Below are 17,874 nucleotides of genomic sequence, written 5' to 3'. Positions count from 1 at the left end.
CGCGGCGCGGCCACGGCGGGATCAGGCGTCGGACAGGTGCCCGCGGCAGGCTTCCCGGGCGGCCGCCGGAGCTCGCTCCAGGCGCAGGCCCACGCCGACGAGGTACACCGCCGGCGTCCGCAGGCCCGGCACCCACTGCGCCGCGGTCATGAACCGGCCCGCCGGCCCCGCCTGCCGCCCGGACCCGAGCGGGCCGGCGAGGTCGGCGTGCATGATCCGCTGCAACGCCTGCACCATCAGCAGCGACGGCAACCGGCGCCGCCGGACCCGGGCGAGGTCGGCCCCGCGCACCGCACCCCGCCGGAGCCGCCCGGCCAGCAGGGTCGCCGTCGCGACGGCGTCCTGGACCGCGAGGTTGATGCCCACGCCCCCGACCGGCGACCTGGCGTGCGCGGCGTCCCCGAGGCACAGCGAACCCTCGGCGTGCCAGCGGCGCAGCCGGGTGAGCCGGACGTCGAGCAGCTTGACGTCGTCCATCGAGACCAGCTCGCCGACCCGGTCGGCGTACTCGGGGAGGAGTTCGGCCACGTCACGCCGGAACGCGTCGATGCCGCGGGCCCGCAACCGGCCGTCGGTGCCCTTGCGGGCGACGTACCCGATCTGGAAGTAGCCCTCCCGCGGGATGACGATCGCGAACCGTCCCCGCCCCGGCCGCCGGGTCAGCTCGCCGACCTGTTCGCCGTCACGCCGCGAGAGCCGGAACCACCAGGTGTCGAACGGGACGGCGAACTCGGTCACGCCCAGCCCGGCCACCGCCGGCAGGACCGAATTCCGGCCGGTGCAGGCCACCGTGAGATCCGCCCGGAGCCCGCCGGCGCCGTCGGGCAGCACGACGTCGGTGATCCGGGTCTGGGGCAACCGCGCGAACCGCTCCCCCAGCCCCAGGTCGTCGACCAGCTGGAGGGTCGCCGGATGCACGGTGTCGCCGCGGAAGTCGTGCAGGAAGTCCTCGTGCTTCTCCAGCACCGTGACTTCGACCCCGGCCCTCGCCAGCAGCAAGCCGAGCACCATGCCCGCCGGGCCGCCACCCACGACGCAACACGTCGTCCGTTCCACAGTGCCCCCGTCCCCGCCCCACCACCTCTACACCTGGCGGGGCCGGTGACGGCGCGGACAAGAGTCTTCGGGGCAGCTTTGCCGCACGAACGTTCCGAGCGGGGACTCCGCCGCTGTCAACCTCCCGGCCCTCTCGAGGCGTACTACCACTGACGTGGATCAGTTCGAGAGCGAGTTGCGGTGACCGACGATGAGTTCGAAGCCTTCTACGGCCACTGGGCCGAGCCGATGACCGGCCGGCTCTACCTGGTGACCGGAGACCTGCACGAGGCGCAGGACGCCGTGCAGGAGGCCTTCGTCCGGGCCTGGAACCGGCGCGACAAGCTCGACGCGGCCGGGACGCCGGAGTCCTGGGTGCGGGTGACCGCGACCCGGCTGGCGATCAGTCGCTGGCGACGCGGGCGGCGAGCCGCCGAGGCGTGGGCGAGGTGGGGCCTCCAGGCGCCGGCCGCGGACGGCGGACCGCAGCCGGGTGGTGTGGTGTTCGAGCAGGCGCTGCGCACCCTGCCCCCGCGCCAGCGGCTGATCATGACGCTGTTCTACGTCTTCGACCTGCCGATCGACCAGGTCGCCACGGAGGCCGGGGTGTCGGCGGGCACGGTCAAGACGCAGCTGTTCCGCGGCCGCGCCGCCTTGGCGCCGCTGCTGGGCGACCGGGCCGGGATGCTGGAGGACCGCGATGCCTGACGACGACCGGCTCGATTCTCCCGCCGACCGGCAGGTCGGCGAGCTGCTGGGCCGGGTGGCCGCGGACGCCGCCCGCCTGTCCCGGCCGGTGGGCGTCGACCGCATCCGCGTGCTCGCCGCCCGCCGGCGTGGCCGGCGGGCCATCGCCTCGGTCGTCGCGGCCGTGGTGGTGTCCGTCGGGACGATCGCCGTGATCGCCACCTCGGCACGGGACCGGCAGATCCAGCCGGCCGGCCCGCCGTCGCCGACCGCCGGCATCTCGGCCGCGGCGACGACGACGATCACCGCTTCTTCCCCGCTCAGCGGCGGTCCGCACCGATGACCACTCTCGCGACGGCCCTCGGCTCCGATGCCGTCCGGAAGAACGATCGGTCGACGCCCCGCACGCCCTACCTCCTGGCCGCGGTCTTCGGCGTCGCCTACGCGGTGGTGTCGGTGAGCCGCTACCGGAACTTCCACACGATGTCCTTCGACCTGGGCATCTTCGAGCAGGTGGTGCGCGCCTACGCCCATCTCGACGCGCCCGTGGCCGACCTCAAGGGCGCCGGCTTCCTTATCTTCGGCGATCACTTCAGCCCGGTGACGGCGGTGCTGGCGCCGCTGTACCGGCTGGCACCGACGCCGGTGACCCTGCTGGTCGCGCAGTCGGTGCTCTTCGCCGGCTCGGTGATCCCGGTGACCCGGGCCGCGGGGCGGGTCCTCGGCCCGGGCCGTGGCGCGGCGCTCGGTGTCGCTTATGGACTGTCGTGGGGCCTGCAGCGGGCGGTCGACTTCGACTTCCACGAGATCTGCTTCGCGGTTCCCCTCATCGCGTGGGCGCTCGAGGCGCTGCTGTACCGCCGTTGGCGGGCCGCGCTGGCCTGGTCGTTGCCCTTGGTGCTGGTGAAGGAGGACCTCGGGCTGACGCTGGCGGTGATCGCCGGCCTGGTCTCCTGCGCAACGCCGCCCGTCTCGGCTCGGACGAGAGCGCTGGCGGTCGCGGCGGCGGTCTTCGGAGCCGTGGCGTGCGTTGCCTGCCTGGTGGTCGTCATCCCGGCTTTCCACCCCACCGGAACCTACGGGTTCTGGTCCAAGCTGGCGGCCACGAGCGCCGACCCGGCCGCCGGCCACGGCATCGGCGAGCGGATCGAAACGCTGCTGTGGATCCTCGTCCCGACGACCGGGCTCCTCGCGCTGCGGTCACCGCTCCTGCTGGTGGCGGTCCCGACCGTGACGTGGCGGTTCGTTTCGTTCGAAGAGCACTACTGGAGCACCGGCTGGCACTACAGCGCCGTTCTCATGCCCATCGTGTCCCTGGCCTTGATCGACGCGCTCCGCCGCACGGCCGGGTCCCGCCGTCCCTGGTTCCGCTCCTACGCCGCTCACCTGCCCGCCATGGCCGCCGCGGTCGCCGTGGCCCTCACGGTGGTGAGCCTGCCGCTGGCCAAGCTGACGGAACCGGCCACCTACCGGACCTCCGACCGCGCCCGGGTGGCGGCCGACGTGCTCGGCGTGATCCCGGACAACGCCACGGTCGAGGCCGACATCGGACCCATCGCGCACCTGACCGGCCGGTGCCGGGTCTTCTTCATCGGCAACACCGGCCCGGTCACCCCGGAGTACTTCGTCCTGGAGAACACCAGCCGCACCGAGCAGGCCATGCTCGCCTACGCCCGAGCCCTCCGCCCGGGCACCGACTACGACCTGATCGCCCACGGCGCCGGCTTCTGGGTGCTGCGCTCGATCCGGACAGCATCCGCCGGGTGAAGACCAAAGGAGCATCGCGTGCTGCTGGACATCGCCACCAATGTCATCGCGAACGTCGTGTTCTGGCTCGGACTGGGCTTCGCGGTGGCCGCGCTGGCCCGGCTCGCGCAACGGCGCTTCCGCCGGTTCTTCGGCTTGCACACGAACCAGCACCTGGTCGTCTGCCTGTCGAACCTGTGGACCACGGCGAGCAGCTCCCGCCCGCGCGGGTACTCCATCTCCCTCCACGAACTGCGCGCCTCGGAGGCGATCACGCGCTTGTTCGGCTCGGCCTCGTTCCGCCTCCCGGACCTGGTCCGCGGCCTGGTGGACACGATCTACCTGGGGCGGCACCGCTACGACTTCCGCACCACCGTGAGCCCGGCCCCGAGCGACGACCCCCAGCACTTTCCCGACCTGAGCGGAAACCTCATCGTGGTGGGAGCCGCGCCTCGCAACAGCATCCGCAGGCTGTACCTGCAGGAGAACCTGGTGAGCCTCCGGACTTCCGCCGAACACCCCGACGCCGGCGACCACCCGCTGCCGCCCGCAGAGATGAGCGTCGAGGTGCTCAGCGGTGCGGACCTCGGCCGGCTGGTGACGTCGGAATCACTGGACCTCGCCGTGGTCGAGAAGGTTCACGACACCGCACGCGACACCACCGTGCTCTTCTGCCTGGGCCGCCGGGGAGACACCACGTGGGCGGCGGTCGAATACCTCGCACGAAACTGGCGCTCCCTGCAACGGGAATTCGGCGACGGCCCGTTCGCCCTGTGCCTGGGCTTCCGCGACCTCGGCTACGAGTACGCCTACCACCCGCCGCGTCGCCTGCTGGCCCTGCGCGGCTGATCGAGCCCGCGCGGCACGCCGACCGCTCCGCCCGCGTTCACCTCGCGGGGTACGCCCGGTTGAACCGCGGCGGTGTGTACGGCAGGTACCGGCCCGGAACGCCGTCCGCGGCCGCCGCCGCGCGGTTCAGGGCCGCCGGTGCGGTGTCGGGCCAGTGCCCCGTTCGCAGGCGGGTCAGCATGCCGTCGATGGCCGCCTGCTGTTCGCCGGTCGTGTAGGTGCAGTGGCCCGCGGTCTGCACGTAGGTCTGGCGGAGCAGGGCCGCCTTGCCCGCGCGGGCGGCCGAGGCGCCGTAGGACTGCTGCTGGGCGACCGTCGAGATCTGGTCGCCCGTGCCGTTGACCGTGAGCACCGGGATCCGGAGGTCGCCGGTGAACACGATGCCGCGCTCCAGGTAGCGGACGGCGGCCGGGTCGGCGGACACGCGGGGTGTGGCGGCCAGCCGGCCGAGGTCGGCGCGCAGGTCGAGGCCCGCGCGCTGGTACAGCCGCCGCACGGCGTTCCGCTGGCTCGGTTCGGCCATCGTGAGCTGGTGCGCGTAGTCGACACCGGTGTTCCACGACGGGTTCCCGCCCGCCAGCTGCTCGATCGCCCGCCTGCTGCTGACCGCCTGCCCGACGTACGGCAGCGGACCGCCGGCCAGGGCGAGGAACATCCCCTGCTCGACCCCGTCGACGTCGTGACCGGCCGGCACCGGCGTCGGCGAGCCGTCGGCGGCCAGGCCCCAGCCCGGTAGCTGGCCGATCGCCGCCGCGAGCGCGATCCGGGCCCGGCCCGCCGGGGTCGCCTGCGCCGACGTCACCGCGGAAATCCACCGCTGCTGCGTGCCCGGGACGTCGGCGGGGATGCCGGTCACCGGGAGTTCGGGGAACAGCAGCGTCTTGAGCGTGAAGAGGGTGTCCAGCTTCTGGTTCCACTGCCCCACCGCGCCGCCGAGACCGCCGCACATCGGGATCGCCGCGTCGAACCGGCCGGGGTGCACCTGCGCGACGCCGGCGGCGACCATCCCGCCCATCGAGCGGCCTTCGGCGATGGCGTACCGCGGGTGGCCGAAGGCTTTTTCGAAGCGCCCCAGGGCTTCCGCCTGGTTGTCGATGGCCTGCGCGATGTTCCAGCCGGTCACCGTGCGGGTGGTGCCGCCCACCGCGTAGCCGCGCTCGACGAGGCTCGCGGTGAGCGCGCTCGTCAGCCCGCCCGCGGCGAAGTCCATGTCCACCAGGACGGTTCCGTTCCACCGGGCGGGCTTCGCGAAGCTGTACGGCGTCCCGTCGGCCAGCTGCCCGCCGACACAGGTCGCCGTGCCGACGCAGGGTTCCGCCGCGTGGGCGGTGGCCGGCAGCCCGGCGGCGACGACCGTCACCGCGGCCAGGAAAGTGAGTCTGGTCCCCATGATGAGCACTCCTGTCAGAAGTTCTTGGCGGTGACGGTCCAGCCGGGGGTGGCGCACAGACCACAGCCGGCACCGAGGAAGTAGCCGCGCGCGTCGCGGTTGCCGGCGAGGGTGAAGTCGAACCAGTTGACGAACACGCGAACGGCTTCTTCGCGGACGCTCGGGTCCGGGCTGCCGGTGCGCTGACCGTAGACGAACCCGGTGTGGCCGGCGGCCGGGTTGGTGGCGCGGACGGCGGGCACGGTGACCAGGTCGTAGTTCTCGCCGCTGTTGGCGTGGGCGACGTCGTCCGGGCCGCCGTCGACGAACATCGTGGGCGTGTGCAGGTTCCGGAGGTGCTCGCGGCCGTAGCCGAGGGTGCCGTCGGCGAAGAAGCCGCTGTCCAGCGACAGCACCGACTTCACCCGTGGGTCCGCGCCCGCGACCAGCGCTTCGATGCCGCCGCACGAATGGCCCGTGACGCCGACGCGCCGCGGGTCGAGCCGGTCCCGCAGGGCGCTGCCCCGGCGGCCGTTCTCCCGTTCGGCCCAGGTGATCGCGTCGGTGATCACCTCCGGGTCCGGGCTCCCGTTCTCGGTCAGGGCGGGCTCGTCGAACCCGCCGACGGCCACGACGACGAACCCGTGCGCGGCGAGCAGCGTCTCGAGGGTCAGCAGCTCGTCGTTGCTCGTGTGCCGGCACGCACCGTTGCCGAAGACGACGACCGGCAGGCGGCCGTGCACCCGGTCCAGGTCCGCGGGCCGGTAGACGGTGTACTCGGCGGCGTAGTCCCCGGTCCGGGCCGCGGCTTCGCGGACGACGGGGTGGAACACCGCGGACGCGGGTGGCGCGGGCGGGGCCGCGACCTCGGCCCCGGGGGAACCGGGGACGACGATCGCCGCGGTCACCGCGACCAGCGCCGTCACCGCGGCGACGAGGGCCGGTTTGAGCAATGCCATCGGAAGTCCTCTCACCGTGGGGTGGCCGCGTTGAAGACCGGCTTCGGCACCGAGACCTGGTTGAGCCCCCAGCGGGACATGATCCCGACGTACGTGCCGTCCGCGAAGAGCTCTTCGAACACCTTCTGCAGCACCGGGCCGAGTCCGGACGCCTTGGGGATGTACAACGCCAGGTCGTCCTTGACCGCCCCCTGCGCTTCGGTCTGCGTGACGTACTTGTTCCCGCCCTGCCGCTGCGTGACGTCGATCGCCGCGGCCTCGGTCATCCCCGCGGCCTCCGCGCGGCCCGAACGGGTGGCCAGCAGCGTCGCGTTCGTGTCGTCGAGGCCGACGGTCTGCGTCGGCTTCCGTTTGGTGTCCGTGCAGAACCGGGACAATTTGTTCAGCTGGTCTTCGACGACGCTCGCGGTCACCACCGCGATGCGCTTGCCACACAGGTCTTCGACCCGCGCGATCCCGGCCGTCGAATCGGTGGGGTACACGTAGGCGGTGCGGGTGGTCATCCAGGTGATCGTGTCGAACTGCTTCTCGCGCTCGGCGGTCGCCTTGACCGGGCCGTTGAACGCGTCGTACCGGCCGGCCTGCATGCCCTGGAGCGCGGCCGGGAGCCCGGCGACGACGACGGTCCGGGTGCGGACGCCGAGGACCTGGCCGATCGCGGCCTGGAAGTCGGCGTCGATCCCGGTGACCGTGCCGTCCGGCGCGACCGTGCGGTAGGGCGGGTGGGAGTCGCCGGCGAACCGGAGCTCGCCGGCGTCCTTGATCGCCTGCGGCAACGCGTCGTGCAGGGACTGCACCACCGGGAGGTTCGTTCCGGTGGCCAGGCCCGGGGAATCGGTGCCGACCGTGCACCCGGCGACGGCCAGCCCGAGGGCAGCAGTCACGAGGATCGCACTTCGGCTTCGTCGGCGAAGTGGAGATCGCACAATAGTCCTTTCCGGACGGTCAGGTCAGGTCGTCGAGCCACGCGGTCATCCGCGCGGTCAGGTCGTCCCCGGTGCGGGCGTCGACGTTGTCCGCGGGCAGTTCCAGCACCGGGATGCCCGCCGCGCGCAGGGCGCGGGTGGTGAAGTAGCTGCCGCGCGCGTCGTCGGAGACGAGGTGCACCACGCCGTCGACGCCGTGGTGGCGGGCTTCCTTGACGTACCACTCCGCCGACCACGGCGGGGTGTAGAGCTGGTCGCTGAAGGCGGCGAAGCGGGCGGCGAGCGCCCGCAGTGGATCGTCGCCGTAGCGCAGGTAGCCGTCGGCCGCGATGGCCAGGTACATCGACCACACGAAGACCGCGCCGTGCGACTCCTGGAACCGGCGGTAGAAGTCCAGGTCGAACCAAAGCCCGCGGCCGACCCACATCAGCCGCAACCGCTCGTCCGGGCACACCGCGACACCGGCGTCGATCCGGTCGCGGACCTCGTCGTGGAACGCCCGCGCCGCATCGCGGGCCCACTCGGTGCCCCGGTGCCACTGGGGCACCATGACGCTGGGGATGCCGTCGGTGACGGCGATCGGGCACGGCCGGGCGGCGGCGATCAGGTCGCGGGTGCGGCGGTTCCACTCCTGCTGCTCGTTGACCAGGTCCAGGACCTCGCGGAACCGGGTCTCGGAGAACACCCGGCCGGTGGTCTGCTCCAGGAACCGGATGAGCCCGGTCAGCTCACCGGTCAGCAGGTCGAGGCGGTCACGGCCGATCGCCTCCTCCCACCGGTGCGGCATCAGCTCCCACCACCGCTCCGGGACCGCGTTCTCCGCCGCGCTTTCCAGCGGGTAGTACGTGACGCCGGGACGGGAGTCCCAGACGTCGAAGATCTTGCGGGCCGCGTCGCCGGTGGTCTCGCCGAGCACGATCGACGGCGTCGGCAGGCCACCCCACGGCGCCTGACCGGGGTCGTCTTCGAACGCCGACGCCAGCGAGGTGGCGCTGTACTGCTCGATGTAGTCGGGGTAGCCGCGCTCGCGCAGCAGGCCGAGGTAGCGCTGGGTCTGCCGTTTAGCGGCGACGATCGAAGCCCACCACTGGTTGACCACGTACGGGATGTCCATCGCCCGGAAGATCTCCTGGGGCGCGTCCGCGTTGACCAGCGCCAGCGGGCCACCCTCTGCGCGCACCCGGGCGAACCATTCGCGCTGGTAGGCGGTCGCGGTGGTCGCCGACGCCAGCCGGGCGGTCATGCCGCCGCTCCCGCCGGCGCCAGGGCGGCCAGCGCTTCCGCGGTCAGTTCGCCGTACGGCTGACGCTCGGCCAGGATCGCCGGCAGTCCGGTCGCGGCCCGCTGCTCCGGGAAGTCCCACGGCGGCGCGTCGTCGTGCACCCGCACGTAGGAGAACAGGACCTCGGCACCGCAGGCGCGGGCGGCCGCGGCGGTGTGCGCGGCACGCTGCCGGATCGACGCGCGGGGTGCCGACGGGCCGTTGTACTGGTAACGCTCGGCCAGCGCGAGTTCCGTCGGCGCCGCGCAGGTGCGCGCGAAGAGCAGCTCGCCCCAGTCGTGGTCCTCCCCGGCGACGAGGAACCCGTTGCGCTCCAACGTTTCGTACACCCCCGCGCCGTCGTGGGAACTCCCGGTGAGGAACAGCCGCACCCCGTCGACCTCGCGCGGGTCGGCCGGCACCCGGTCGACCAGCGCGATGGCGTCGGTGACCGGCACCGCGGTGGTCGCGGCGACGGTTTCGAGGAACCGCGTGCCGCTGAGCCGGTTCGCCCGGCGCAGGGCGGCGAGCCGGCCGAGCGACCGCCGGAGGGTGTCGTGCGCGGTGATCGCCTCGGCGAGGTCGTCGTCGCCGATCGGCCGCCAGCGGCCGAGCCAGGCCCGCAGCTGGGCGATCTTCGCGTGGACGTACCGGGTGGTCGTGTGGTGCGGCAGGTGCAGCACGTCCACCAGGCGCACCGGCGGCAGCCCCAGCGCCGGCTCGATCCGGTGCAGCTCCCGCAGCGCGTAGAACAGGCGCAGCGACGCTTCGCAGTCGCGGGAGACGACGATGGCTTCGAGCGGGCCGTAGTCGCCGGTGAGGATCCGCGTCAGGACCGACCGGGCGACCGGGTCGACACCGCGCCCGAGGTAGCGGTCGCCGAGGGTGCTCTCCCGGCCGGGCTTCCCGGTCAGCCGCAGCGGACGCAGGCCCGCCGCGGTGATCAGCTCGACCGGGACGTCGGCACCGACGTACCCCACGGTGCTCAAATGACCGCCTCCGCGACCAGGTCCGCCAGCTGCTCCTCGGTGTAGCCGAGCAGCTCGCGGTAGACGTGCTCGTTGTGCTCCCCCAGCCCCGGCGCCGGCCGGTCCAGGGAGACGCGCGCCGCGGAGAACCGGATCGGCACCCCGGTCCCGGCCAGGTCGGCGACGTCCCCGTGCCGCGGGTGCCGCAGCGGCACGACCTCTTCGCGCGCCAGAACCAGCGGATCCCGCACGGCTTCACGCGGTTCGCGGACCTCGGCCGCGGGCACGCCTTCGGCGGTGAAGGCCGAGAGGATCTCGGCCAGGGGCCGGACGCGGCACCACTCGCGGATGAGTTCGTGCAGCTCGTCGGCCGCACGGACGCGCTGGTCCCGGGTGCGGTAGCGGTCGTCCTCGGCCAGCTCCGGCCGGCCGATCGCGCGCAGCACGCCGTGGGCGAAGGCGTCGGTCGGGGCGCAGAGCGCGAGGTGACCGTCGAGAGCCGGCAGGATTCCGAACGGCGCCAGCCGCGGCACCATCGCCCCCGTGCGCTGTGGCAGGCCGACCGCGTCGAAGGCGTCGAACGGCTCGCAGGCGACCAGCGAGGTCAGCGCGCCGAGCATCGACACGTCGACATGTTGCCCCTCGCCGGTGTGCTCGGCCTGCAGCAGCGCCGACACCGTGCCGACCACGGCGAACAGCGGCGCGAGGAGGTCGCCGATCGGGAGGCCGAACCGCACCGGGCCCTCGTCGGGCTCCCCCGCGGTCAGCATCACGCCGCTGAGCGCCTGGATGATCGAGTCCATCGCCTTGCCCGAACCCGGGCCGCCCTGGGCCCCGAACCCGCTGATCGAGGTGTAGACGAGCCGCGGGTTGATCTCCTTGACCTGGTCGTAGGAGATGCCCAGCCGGTCGGTGACCCCCGGGCTGTAGTTCTCGACCAGCACGTCGGCGTCGCGGACGAGGTCGGTGAACACCGCTCGTGACCGGGGGTTCTTCAGGTCCAGGGTGACGCTGAGCTTGTTGCGGCCGCGCAGCAGCATCGACACCGACAGGTCGTCGTCGTGCCGCCGGGCGAGGTTGAGCCCGTCGCGGCCGACGTAGGGCGCGTTGTTGCGGGAGGAGTCCCCGCCGGTGGCGGGGTTTTCGACCTTGATCACGGTCGCGCCGAGCCCGGCGAGCAGCAGGGTCGCGTACGGCCCGGCGAGCGCGGTGGTCAGGTCGATGACGGTGCGGCCGGCCAGTGGCTGGTCGGTCATGAAGAAACCCCCTCGGTGAGGTCGACGAGCACTTCGCTGCCGCGCGTGGTGAACCAGGCGCCCAGCCGGGCCCCGCGGGTGATGTCCTCGACGTACTTCGTGACGGCCTCGCCTTGCGGCGTGCCGCCGACCGGGACCGGCCGCCCCTGGTCGTCGATCCAGCACGGCACGAACCCGGCCTCGCGCAGCCCGGTCTCGTCGAAGCGGCAGAAAGCGATGGCGGTGTTGCGGCTTTCCGGGTGGAACGGGAAGAACGGCATGTCCGGGTCGGGCGCGAAGCCGTAGAGCTTCGTGCGCCGTTCGGCCCACGCGCGCAGCTCGTCGGCGCCGACCCCGGCTCCCGGCGTCAGGGCGTGGGTGACGGTGGCGAAGTTGCCGAGCCCGTGGAAGATCGGCCGTCCCCGGTGGACTTCGATGCCGCGCATGATGTGCGGGTGGTGGGAGAACACCGCGTCGGCACCGGCGTCGACCGCCGCGCGGGCGACCGGGCGCTCGTACATCGCGACCTCGACCGGGGTGTGCCCGACGCCCTTGTGCAGCGAGACGAGCACGACGTCGGCCTCGGCCCGCAGGCGGCGGACGTCGGCGGCCATCGCGTCCAGGCTGTCCGGGTCGGCGAAGGTGTAGATCTTCGGCGGCCCGCCCGGGCTGGCGTGGTCCAGCTCGTAGTGGGTGAGCACGTGCACGTACGCGCAGCCGGGCTTGCGCGAGGCGGCCCAGGATTCGCGGGGTCCGACGCAGTTGTACGACAGCACGCCGATCCGCAGGCCGCCGCGTTCGACGATCGCCGGACGCCGGGCGTGGGCGAGGTCCGGCCCGGCACCGGCCGTCTCCATCCCCGCCGCGCGGGAGTAGGCGATGGTGTCGGCCAGTCCCCCGGCCCCGGCGTCGAGGACGTGGTTGCCCGCCAGCGTGACGACCGCGAACCCGGCCCCGGCCACCGCTTTCAGCGCCGCCGGGTCCGCGGGCGGCGCGGGGACGTCGGTGCTCTGCTGGACCGCGGTGGTGGAGTGCGGGACCTCGACGTGGCCGATGGCCAGGTCCATCCCCTGCAGCACCGGCGCGGCCGGGGCGAGGAAGAACTCCGGATCGGGCTCGTCCAGGATGAGGTCGCCGACGGCGCCGACAGTGATCACGAGACACCTTCCGGTTCGGACAGATGGCGGGACAGGAAGGCACGCAGCCGGTCGGTCCGGGGCCGCGCGAACAGCTCGCCCGGCGGGCCCTCCTCGACGATCCGGCCCGCTTCCATGAACACGCACCGGTCGGCGACCTCGCGCGCGAAGGTCATCTCGTGGGTGACGACGACCATCGTGGTCCCCGCCGCGGCGAGGCTCCGCAGCACGGCGAGGACTTCGTCGACCAGCTCGGGGTCGAGGGCGCTGGTCGGTTCGTCGAACAGCATGATCCGCGGCCGGACCAGCACCGCGCGGGCGATGGCGACGCGCTGCTGCTGCCCGCCCGAAAGCTGCCGCGGGTAGTGGTCCTCGCGCCCGGCCAGGCCGATGCGCTCCAGCAGTTCCCGGGCCTCCCGCTCCACAGTGGACCGATCCCGGCCGTGGACGCGGATCGCCGCGTCGGTCACGTTGCGCAGCACGGTGAACTGCGGGAACAGGTTGAACTGCTGGAAGACCATGCTCATCCGGCGCCGCTGGGCGGCGATCCGCCGCTCGGTCAGCGGCCGCAGCCCGCCCGGCGACCGCCGGTGCCCCAGCAGTTCGCCGTCGAGGTACATCGCCCCGCCGTCGATGGGCTCCAGCTGGTGGGCGCAGCGGACGAGGGTCGACTTCCCGGACCCGGACGGCCCGATCACGACGACCACCTCGCCTTCGTGCACGTCGAGGCGGACGCCGTCGAGCGCGTGCACCGGCCCGAACTCCTTGCGGACGTCGCTGATCCGCAGCACCGGCGCGGTCATCGGACGTCCCGGTGGCCGCGGGAGAACCGGCGTTCCAGCCGGCGCTGCCCGGCCGTCAGGAGGGTGACCACGACCAGGTACCAGAAGCAGGCCACCAGCAGCATCGGCACGATCTCGTAGGTGCGGTTGTAGATCACCTGGACCGAGTGCAGCAGGTCCGACATCGCGATGACCGACACGAGCGCGGTGCCCTTGAGGACGTTGATGAACTGGCTGCCCGCGGGCGGGATGATCACGCGCATCGCCTGCGGGAGCACGATCCGCAGCAGCGTCTGGGCCGGCGGGTACCCCATCGCGCGGGCCGCGTCGCGCTGGCCCGGGTCCACCGAGGACACCCCGGCGCGGAAGATTTCCGCCAGGTACGCGGATTCGACCAGCGACAGGCCGATCACCGCGGCCGTCAGCGGCGTGATGACGCTGTTGGCGTCCCACGTCCCGAACACCGGGCCGAACGGGATGCCGATCGAGAGCTTCGGCAGCAGGTAGGCGAGGTTGAACCAGAAGATCAGCTGCACCAGCGGCGGGATGCCGCGGAAGAGGCCCACCCACAGCGTCGCCACCCACCGGGCGGGCCCGAACCCGCTCAGCTGCATCGCCGCGACCACCCCGCCGACCAGCGACCCGAGCACCATCGCCGCGACCGCGAGCAGCACCGTGGTGCCCAGGCCCGCCAGCACGCTCTTCTCGAAGAGGTACTTCGCGACGACGTCCCACTGGAACCGGGAGTTGCCGACCAGGAAGACGGCCAGCTGGGCGAGCACCACGGCCAGCACGAGCACGAACAGCCAGCGCAGCGGGCGGAACCGGCCGCGGGCCCCGGCGACGTCGTCGGGCGCGGTCGCCGTCTCCTCCACTGTGGACACGGTGGTCATTTCGCCGACGCCGCGTCGAAGATGGGCTGCGGGACCGTGACGTCGCCGAGGCCCCACTGGTGCATGATCCGCGTGTAGGTGCCGTTGCGGAACAGCTCCTCGAAGGCCTTCTGCAGCACCGGCCCGAGCTTGCCGGCCTTCGGGGTGTACAGCGCGAGGTTGTCCTTCGTGGCGCCCTGCTCCTCGGTCTGCGTCACGTATTCGTACTGGCCCTTCTGCTGGGTGGTCACGTCGATCGCGGCCGCCTGGGTCATCCCGGCCGCGTCGGCCCGGCCGGACTTCGCGGCCAGCAGGGTCGCGTTGGTGTCGTCCAGCCCGACCACCTGCACGGCCGGTTTCTGCGCGCCTTCGCAGAACTTGGACAGCTTGGCGAGCTGGTCCTCCACCACGCTCGCGGTGACGACCGCGACGCGCTTCCCGCACAGGTCGGCGGCCTGTTTGACACCGGCGGCGGAGCCCTGCGGGATCACGTAGGAGGTCCGGGTGGTCATCCACGTGACGGTGTCGAACTGCTTCTCGCGTTCGGCGGTGGCCTTGACCGGCCCGTTGAAGGCTTCGTAGCGGCCGCTGAGCATGCCCTGCAGCGCGGCCGGGAGCCCGCTGACGATGGTGGTTTCCGTGCGCACGCCCAGGAGCTGGCCGAGCGCCACCTGGAAGTCGTGGTCGATGCCGGTGACGGTCTTCCCGTCCGGGCCGACGGTCCGGTACGGCGGGTGGGAGTCGCCGGCGAACCGGAGCACCCCCGAGTCCTTGACCGCCTGCGGCAGCTGGTCGTGCAGGGCCTGGTCGGCGCTCAGGGCGGCGGCCGTGGGCGCCGTGGCCGCGCCGTCGTCGACCGTGCACCCGGCCAGGACGAGCCCGGCGGCGGCCACGGCGAGCGAGCTTCGACGCCATTGACGAAGAGAGGAACCCATGTCGTTTTCTTCCTGAGGAAGGCCGTCCGAGCGGGCGGCGCGGGAACCCGGAGGATCAATTGGTTGCTATCTGGGCGCCGATCGTCGCATGATGTGTCGCGTGATTCAACCCCTCGGTTCCGCCGCCCGCGCCGCACTGCCACCATGGACACCCGCGGCGGACCGGCCGCCGGAACCGACCGTGGAAGAGGCAGGCGCGCGATGACAGCGACGCCCTCGGGGCCGCTGCCCCGCTCCCAGCAGGGAGCCGAGCCCCAGCTGCTCCTGACGTCCCTGCTCGGCGACTTCTGGTACTGGCGCGACGAGCACATCCCGTCGGCCGCCCTGGTGCAGCTGCTCGGCGAGTTCGACATCAGCCCGGCGAGCGCGCGGGCCGCGATCCGCCGGCTGGCCGCCCGCGGCCTGCTCACGGTGTCGCGCAGCGGCCGGACGACGGCCTACGGCATCCCCGCGCGCACGTCCGAGGTCATCATCGAGCGCACCCAGCGGATGCTGACCTTCGGCACGACCGCCCCCGAGTGGGACGGCCGGTGGACGGTGGTCACCTTCTCCGTGCCGGAACAGGATCGCGGGCTGCGCACGGCGTTGCGGTCGCGCTTGCGGGTCCTGCGGTTCGCGGCGCTGTACGACGGCGTCTGGATCAGCCCGCACGACCTGGCCGATCCCGCGCTCACCGCGCTCCGCGAACTGGACCTCCGCACCGCGACGGTCTTCCGCGCCACCGAGGTCCCCGGCCCGGCCGCGGCGGTCACGGCGTTCGACCTCGAGCCGCTGGCCCACGAGTACGAGCAGTTCGTCGAGCGCTACGAAGAGGTGCTGACGGGTCTGGACGCGGGCCTGATCAGCCCGGCGCAGGCGTTGCGCACCCGCACCGAGCTGCGCGTGGACTGGCGCCGGTTCCCGGAGACCGACCCGGACCTCCCGGCCGAGCTGCTCCCGGCCGACTGGGCGCGCGACCGGGCCCAGAAGGTGTTCCTGCAGATCTACGACCGTCTCGGCCCCCTGGCCGAGCTACGCTTCCGGCAGGTGCTGGCGGCCACCGACCCCGAACTGGCCGACCTGGCCACCCACCACGACTCGGTGAAGGTGGCGGCGCTGTTCGCCGACCTGGGCGACCGCCACCCGGCGGGCGACACCCCGTTCGAGCAAGCCGCCGAGGCCCGCCGCTTGGACGACGCGCGGCACCGGTAAGGCGGCAGTTCCCAGGCCGGGCGACCCGGCCAGGACCGCGAGACTCGGATGAGTGCACTGCGCGCCGGCCGGGCGAACCGCTTCCGCGCGACCAGCACGACCGACTCCGCGGCGCGTTCGAGCAGGGAGTCACCGGCCATCCGCACCGGCGAGCGCGAGACCGACCAGCAGCACGAGCAGCCCGGTGATCACCCCGCCCGTTCCCAGCTCGTCGACGAGCGTCTTCGCCGCGAGCGGCGGGGCGGCCGCGGCCCGCCCGCCCGCCCAGCAGGACGCGCAACCCTCCGAAGAGGACGGTCCGCCGGGGTGGCCGGACGCAACCCGCCAGGTCGCGCACAGCGGCGCGCACCTGTGCCCCCAAACGAGAATGGGGGTTGCTCGTCGGAGGTCGGCAAGCCCAAGCGGCCCGTGTCCACAGGCACCCGTTCCGTGGGAACCGTCCGGAATGCGGGTGACCGGGCCGGGCCGCCGGTTCGTGCGTCCTGGCGCCGGCCTCTCGGACCGGCGCCAGGGCGGCCGCTTCAGCTGATCGCGTACGGGCCGAAGCGGCCCCAAGCCACGATCGCGCAGAGGATCAGGAGGACCACCGGGGCCCCCAGGGCCTGGTTCTCCTTGCGGCGAATGTGGACGATGATCGCGCCGAGCATCACGATCGCCAGGCCGAGGGCCGCGATCGGGGTCAGGATCGGTGCGATGACCAGGAGCGCCGGCAGGATCAGGCCGAGGGCGCCGAGGACCTCGATCGCACCGATGCCCTTGACCGAGCCGCCGGAGTAGCCGTCCGCCCAGGCCATGCCGGAGGCGACGAGCTTCTCCTTGGATTGCAACAGCTTCATCGCGCCTGCGGCCAGGAACGCGAGCGCCAGCAGGCCCGCGATGATCCAGAGTGCGACATTCATGATCTTCGGCATCTCCGATTCCGAGGTGGGGCAACTGGCCGTAAGCTAGCAGCGCTTGACTTGAAGCGTCAAGTGATTTGAGTTGAACCTTCAAGTGCTCTGCGCTAGGTTTGCCGGGGTACGGCTATTCGGAATGAGGCTATGGAAGCGAACGAAGCTCGCTGGCTGGACGAACGGGAGCGAGAGATCTGGATTGCCCTGGCAAGCCTGCTGATCCGGGTGCCGTCGGCGCTGCACGCCCAGCTGCAGCGCGACTCCGGCGTCAGCTTCTTCGAGTACCAGGTGCTGGCCGGGCTGTCCGAGGCCCCGGAGCGGACGCTGCGTATGAGCACGCTGGCCGTGCTCGCCGACGGCTCGCTGTCGCGGCTGTCGCACGTGGTGAAGCGGATGGAAAAGGTCGGCTGGGTGACCCGGCGGCCCGACCCCGGAGACGGCCGCTACACGCTGGCGACGCTCACCGAGGCGGGCTGGGACAAGCTGGTCGACGCCGCACCCGGCCACGTCGCCGAGGTGCGCCGGCTGGTGTTCGACCCGCTGAGCAAGGCGCAGCAGCGGCAGCTGCAGGAGATCGGCCGCCGGATCGGCGAAGCGGCCGTCACCGAAGAACCCGAGCCCTGATTCAGTACGCGACACGGAATGCGTTGATGCCTTCGATGTGCTTGGCGCGTTTCTCTTCGTCGCGGACGCCGAGGCCTTCTTGGGGGGCGAGTGCGAGGACGCCGACCTTGCCTTGGTGGGCGTTGCGGTGCACGTCGAGGGCGGCCTGCCCGGTCTCCTCCAGCGCGTAGGTCTTCGACAGCGTCGGGTGGATCAGGCCCTTGGCGATCAGCCGGTTCGCCTCCCACGACTCGCGGTAGTTCGCGAAGTGGGAGCCGATGATCCGCTTCAAGTTCATCCACAGGTACCGGTTGTCGTACTGATGCATATAGCCCGAGGTCGAGGCGCAGGTGACGATCGTGCCGCCCTTGCGCGCGGCGTAGACCGACGCGCCGAAGGTCTCCCGGCCCGGGTGCTCGAACACGAT

At 72.4% G+C, this 17,874-nt stretch carries 18 protein-coding genes and 1 pseudogene; 6 read left to right on the top strand and 13 right to left on the bottom strand.

Going from position 1 to position 17,874, the window contains the following annotated elements; genetic code table 11:
* Window positions 1-21 precede the first annotated feature (21 nt).
* Complete coding sequence (locus tag ACWEVN_RS00095; RefSeq protein ID WP_452049615.1) at window positions 22-1,056, bottom strand: FAD-dependent oxidoreductase; 1,035 nt, start codon at window positions 1,054-1,056, stop codon at window positions 22-24.
* 180 nt (window positions 1,057-1,236) lie between these two features.
* Here ACWEVN_RS00095 and ACWEVN_RS00090 point away from each other — a divergent pair, with 180 nt between their 5' ends.
* The 4 genes from ACWEVN_RS00090 to ACWEVN_RS00075 are packed head-to-tail and all read left to right on the top strand — an operon-like array spanning window position 1,237 to window position 4,317.
* Window positions 1,237-1,743: a SigE family RNA polymerase sigma factor gene (locus tag ACWEVN_RS00090; RefSeq protein ID WP_452049614.1), complete on the top strand. Its 507-nt coding sequence runs from the start codon at window positions 1,237-1,239 to the stop codon at window positions 1,741-1,743.
* Window positions 1,736-2,065, top strand: coding sequence for a hypothetical protein (locus ACWEVN_RS00085; RefSeq protein WP_452049613.1), 330 nt, complete (start codon window positions 1,736-1,738; stop codon window positions 2,063-2,065). The genes ACWEVN_RS00090 and ACWEVN_RS00085 overlap by 8 nt, the downstream gene beginning before the upstream one ends.
* The gene (locus ACWEVN_RS00080; RefSeq protein WP_452049612.1) at window positions 2,062-3,489 is read left to right on the top strand and encodes a DUF2079 domain-containing protein; all 1,428 of its coding nucleotides are present in this window, start codon (window positions 2,062-2,064) and stop codon (window positions 3,487-3,489) included. The genes ACWEVN_RS00085 and ACWEVN_RS00080 overlap by 4 nt, the downstream gene beginning before the upstream one ends.
* A gap of 18 nt (window positions 3,490-3,507) precedes the next feature.
* A complete protein-coding gene (locus ACWEVN_RS00075; RefSeq protein WP_452049611.1) occupies window positions 3,508-4,317 on the top strand; it encodes a hypothetical protein in 810 nt (269 codons plus the stop codon).
* Window positions 4,318-4,354: 37 nt separating this feature from the next.
* On the opposite strand, the gene ACWEVN_RS00070 is transcribed toward ACWEVN_RS00075, so the two are convergent.
* The 10 genes from ACWEVN_RS00070 to ACWEVN_RS00025 all read right to left on the bottom strand — a co-directional run bounded on the left by ACWEVN_RS00070 (window position 4,355) and on the right by ACWEVN_RS00025 (window position 14,760).
* Window positions 4,355-5,707: a DUF6351 family protein gene (locus tag ACWEVN_RS00070; protein ID WP_452049610.1), complete on the bottom strand. Its 1,353-nt coding sequence runs from the start codon at window positions 5,705-5,707 to the stop codon at window positions 4,355-4,357.
* Window positions 5,708-5,721: 14 nt separating this feature from the next.
* Complete coding sequence (locus tag ACWEVN_RS00065; protein ID WP_452049609.1) at window positions 5,722-6,645, bottom strand: poly(ethylene terephthalate) hydrolase family protein; 924 nt, start codon at window positions 6,643-6,645, stop codon at window positions 5,722-5,724.
* An 11-nt stretch (window positions 6,646-6,656) separates the two neighbouring features.
* A complete protein-coding gene (locus tag ACWEVN_RS00060) occupies window positions 6,657-7,529 on the bottom strand; it encodes a transporter substrate-binding domain-containing protein (protein WP_452049608.1) in 873 nt (290 codons plus the stop codon).
* 61 nt (window positions 7,530-7,590) lie between these two features.
* On the bottom strand, window positions 7,591-8,814 hold the full coding sequence (locus ACWEVN_RS00055; RefSeq protein ID WP_452049607.1) for a 2-hydroxyacyl-CoA dehydratase: 1,224 nt from the start codon (window positions 8,812-8,814) through the stop codon (window positions 7,591-7,593).
* Window positions 8,811-9,812, bottom strand: coding sequence for a 2-hydroxyacyl-CoA dehydratase (locus ACWEVN_RS00050; RefSeq protein WP_452049723.1), 1,002 nt, complete (start codon window positions 9,810-9,812; stop codon window positions 8,811-8,813). The genes ACWEVN_RS00055 and ACWEVN_RS00050 overlap by 4 nt, the downstream gene beginning before the upstream one ends.
* A 5-nt stretch (window positions 9,813-9,817) precedes the next feature.
* Window positions 9,818-11,056, bottom strand: coding sequence for a CaiB/BaiF CoA transferase family protein (locus ACWEVN_RS00045; RefSeq protein WP_452049606.1), 1,239 nt, complete (start codon window positions 11,054-11,056; stop codon window positions 9,818-9,820).
* The gene (locus ACWEVN_RS00040) at window positions 11,053-12,192 is read right to left on the bottom strand and encodes a CapA family protein (RefSeq protein ID WP_452049605.1); all 1,140 of its coding nucleotides are present in this window, start codon (window positions 12,190-12,192) and stop codon (window positions 11,053-11,055) included. Before ACWEVN_RS00040 ends, ACWEVN_RS00045 begins: the two co-directional genes overlap by 4 nt.
* Entirely contained in the window at window positions 12,189-12,974 is a 786-nt protein-coding gene (locus tag ACWEVN_RS00035) for an amino acid ABC transporter ATP-binding protein (protein ID WP_452049604.1), read from the bottom strand. Before ACWEVN_RS00035 ends, ACWEVN_RS00040 begins: the two co-directional genes overlap by 4 nt.
* Window positions 12,971-13,846 carry an amino acid ABC transporter permease gene (locus tag ACWEVN_RS00030; protein ID WP_452049603.1) on the bottom strand — a complete coding sequence of 292 codons (876 nt, stop codon included), beginning with the start codon at window positions 13,844-13,846 and terminating at the stop codon, window positions 12,971-12,973. The genes ACWEVN_RS00035 and ACWEVN_RS00030 overlap by 4 nt, the downstream gene beginning before the upstream one ends.
* A complete protein-coding gene (locus ACWEVN_RS00025; protein ID WP_452049602.1) occupies window positions 13,843-14,760 on the bottom strand; it encodes a transporter substrate-binding domain-containing protein in 918 nt (305 codons plus the stop codon). The genes ACWEVN_RS00030 and ACWEVN_RS00025 overlap by 4 nt, the downstream gene beginning before the upstream one ends.
* A gap of 201 nt (window positions 14,761-14,961) precedes the next feature.
* Between ACWEVN_RS00025 and ACWEVN_RS00020 the strand changes: the two genes are divergently transcribed.
* On the top strand, window positions 14,962-15,951 hold the full coding sequence (locus tag ACWEVN_RS00020) for a PaaX family transcriptional regulator (RefSeq protein ID WP_452049601.1): 990 nt from the start codon (window positions 14,962-14,964) through the stop codon (window positions 15,949-15,951).
* A 521-nt stretch (window positions 15,952-16,472) separates the two neighbouring features.
* On the opposite strand, the gene ACWEVN_RS00015 is transcribed toward ACWEVN_RS00020, so the two are convergent.
* The gene (locus tag ACWEVN_RS00015) at window positions 16,473-16,850 is read right to left on the bottom strand and encodes a DoxX family protein (RefSeq protein WP_452049600.1); all 378 of its coding nucleotides are present in this window, start codon (window positions 16,848-16,850) and stop codon (window positions 16,473-16,475) included.
* 141 nt (window positions 16,851-16,991) lie between these two features.
* Between ACWEVN_RS00015 and ACWEVN_RS00010 the strand changes: the two genes are divergently transcribed.
* Window positions 16,992-17,468: a MarR family winged helix-turn-helix transcriptional regulator gene (locus tag ACWEVN_RS00010; protein WP_452049599.1), complete on the top strand. Its 477-nt coding sequence runs from the start codon at window positions 16,992-16,994 to the stop codon at window positions 17,466-17,468.
* A 1-nt stretch (window position 17,469) separates the two neighbouring features.
* Here ACWEVN_RS00010 and ACWEVN_RS00005 read toward each other — a convergent pair.
* Window positions 17,470-17,874: pseudogene (locus ACWEVN_RS00005) on the bottom strand (crotonyl-CoA carboxylase/reductase); the annotation flags it as partial.

This window comes from Amycolatopsis sp. NPDC003861, assembly GCF_053605405.1.
This window is presented reverse-complemented; position numbering and strand designations above follow the sequence as displayed.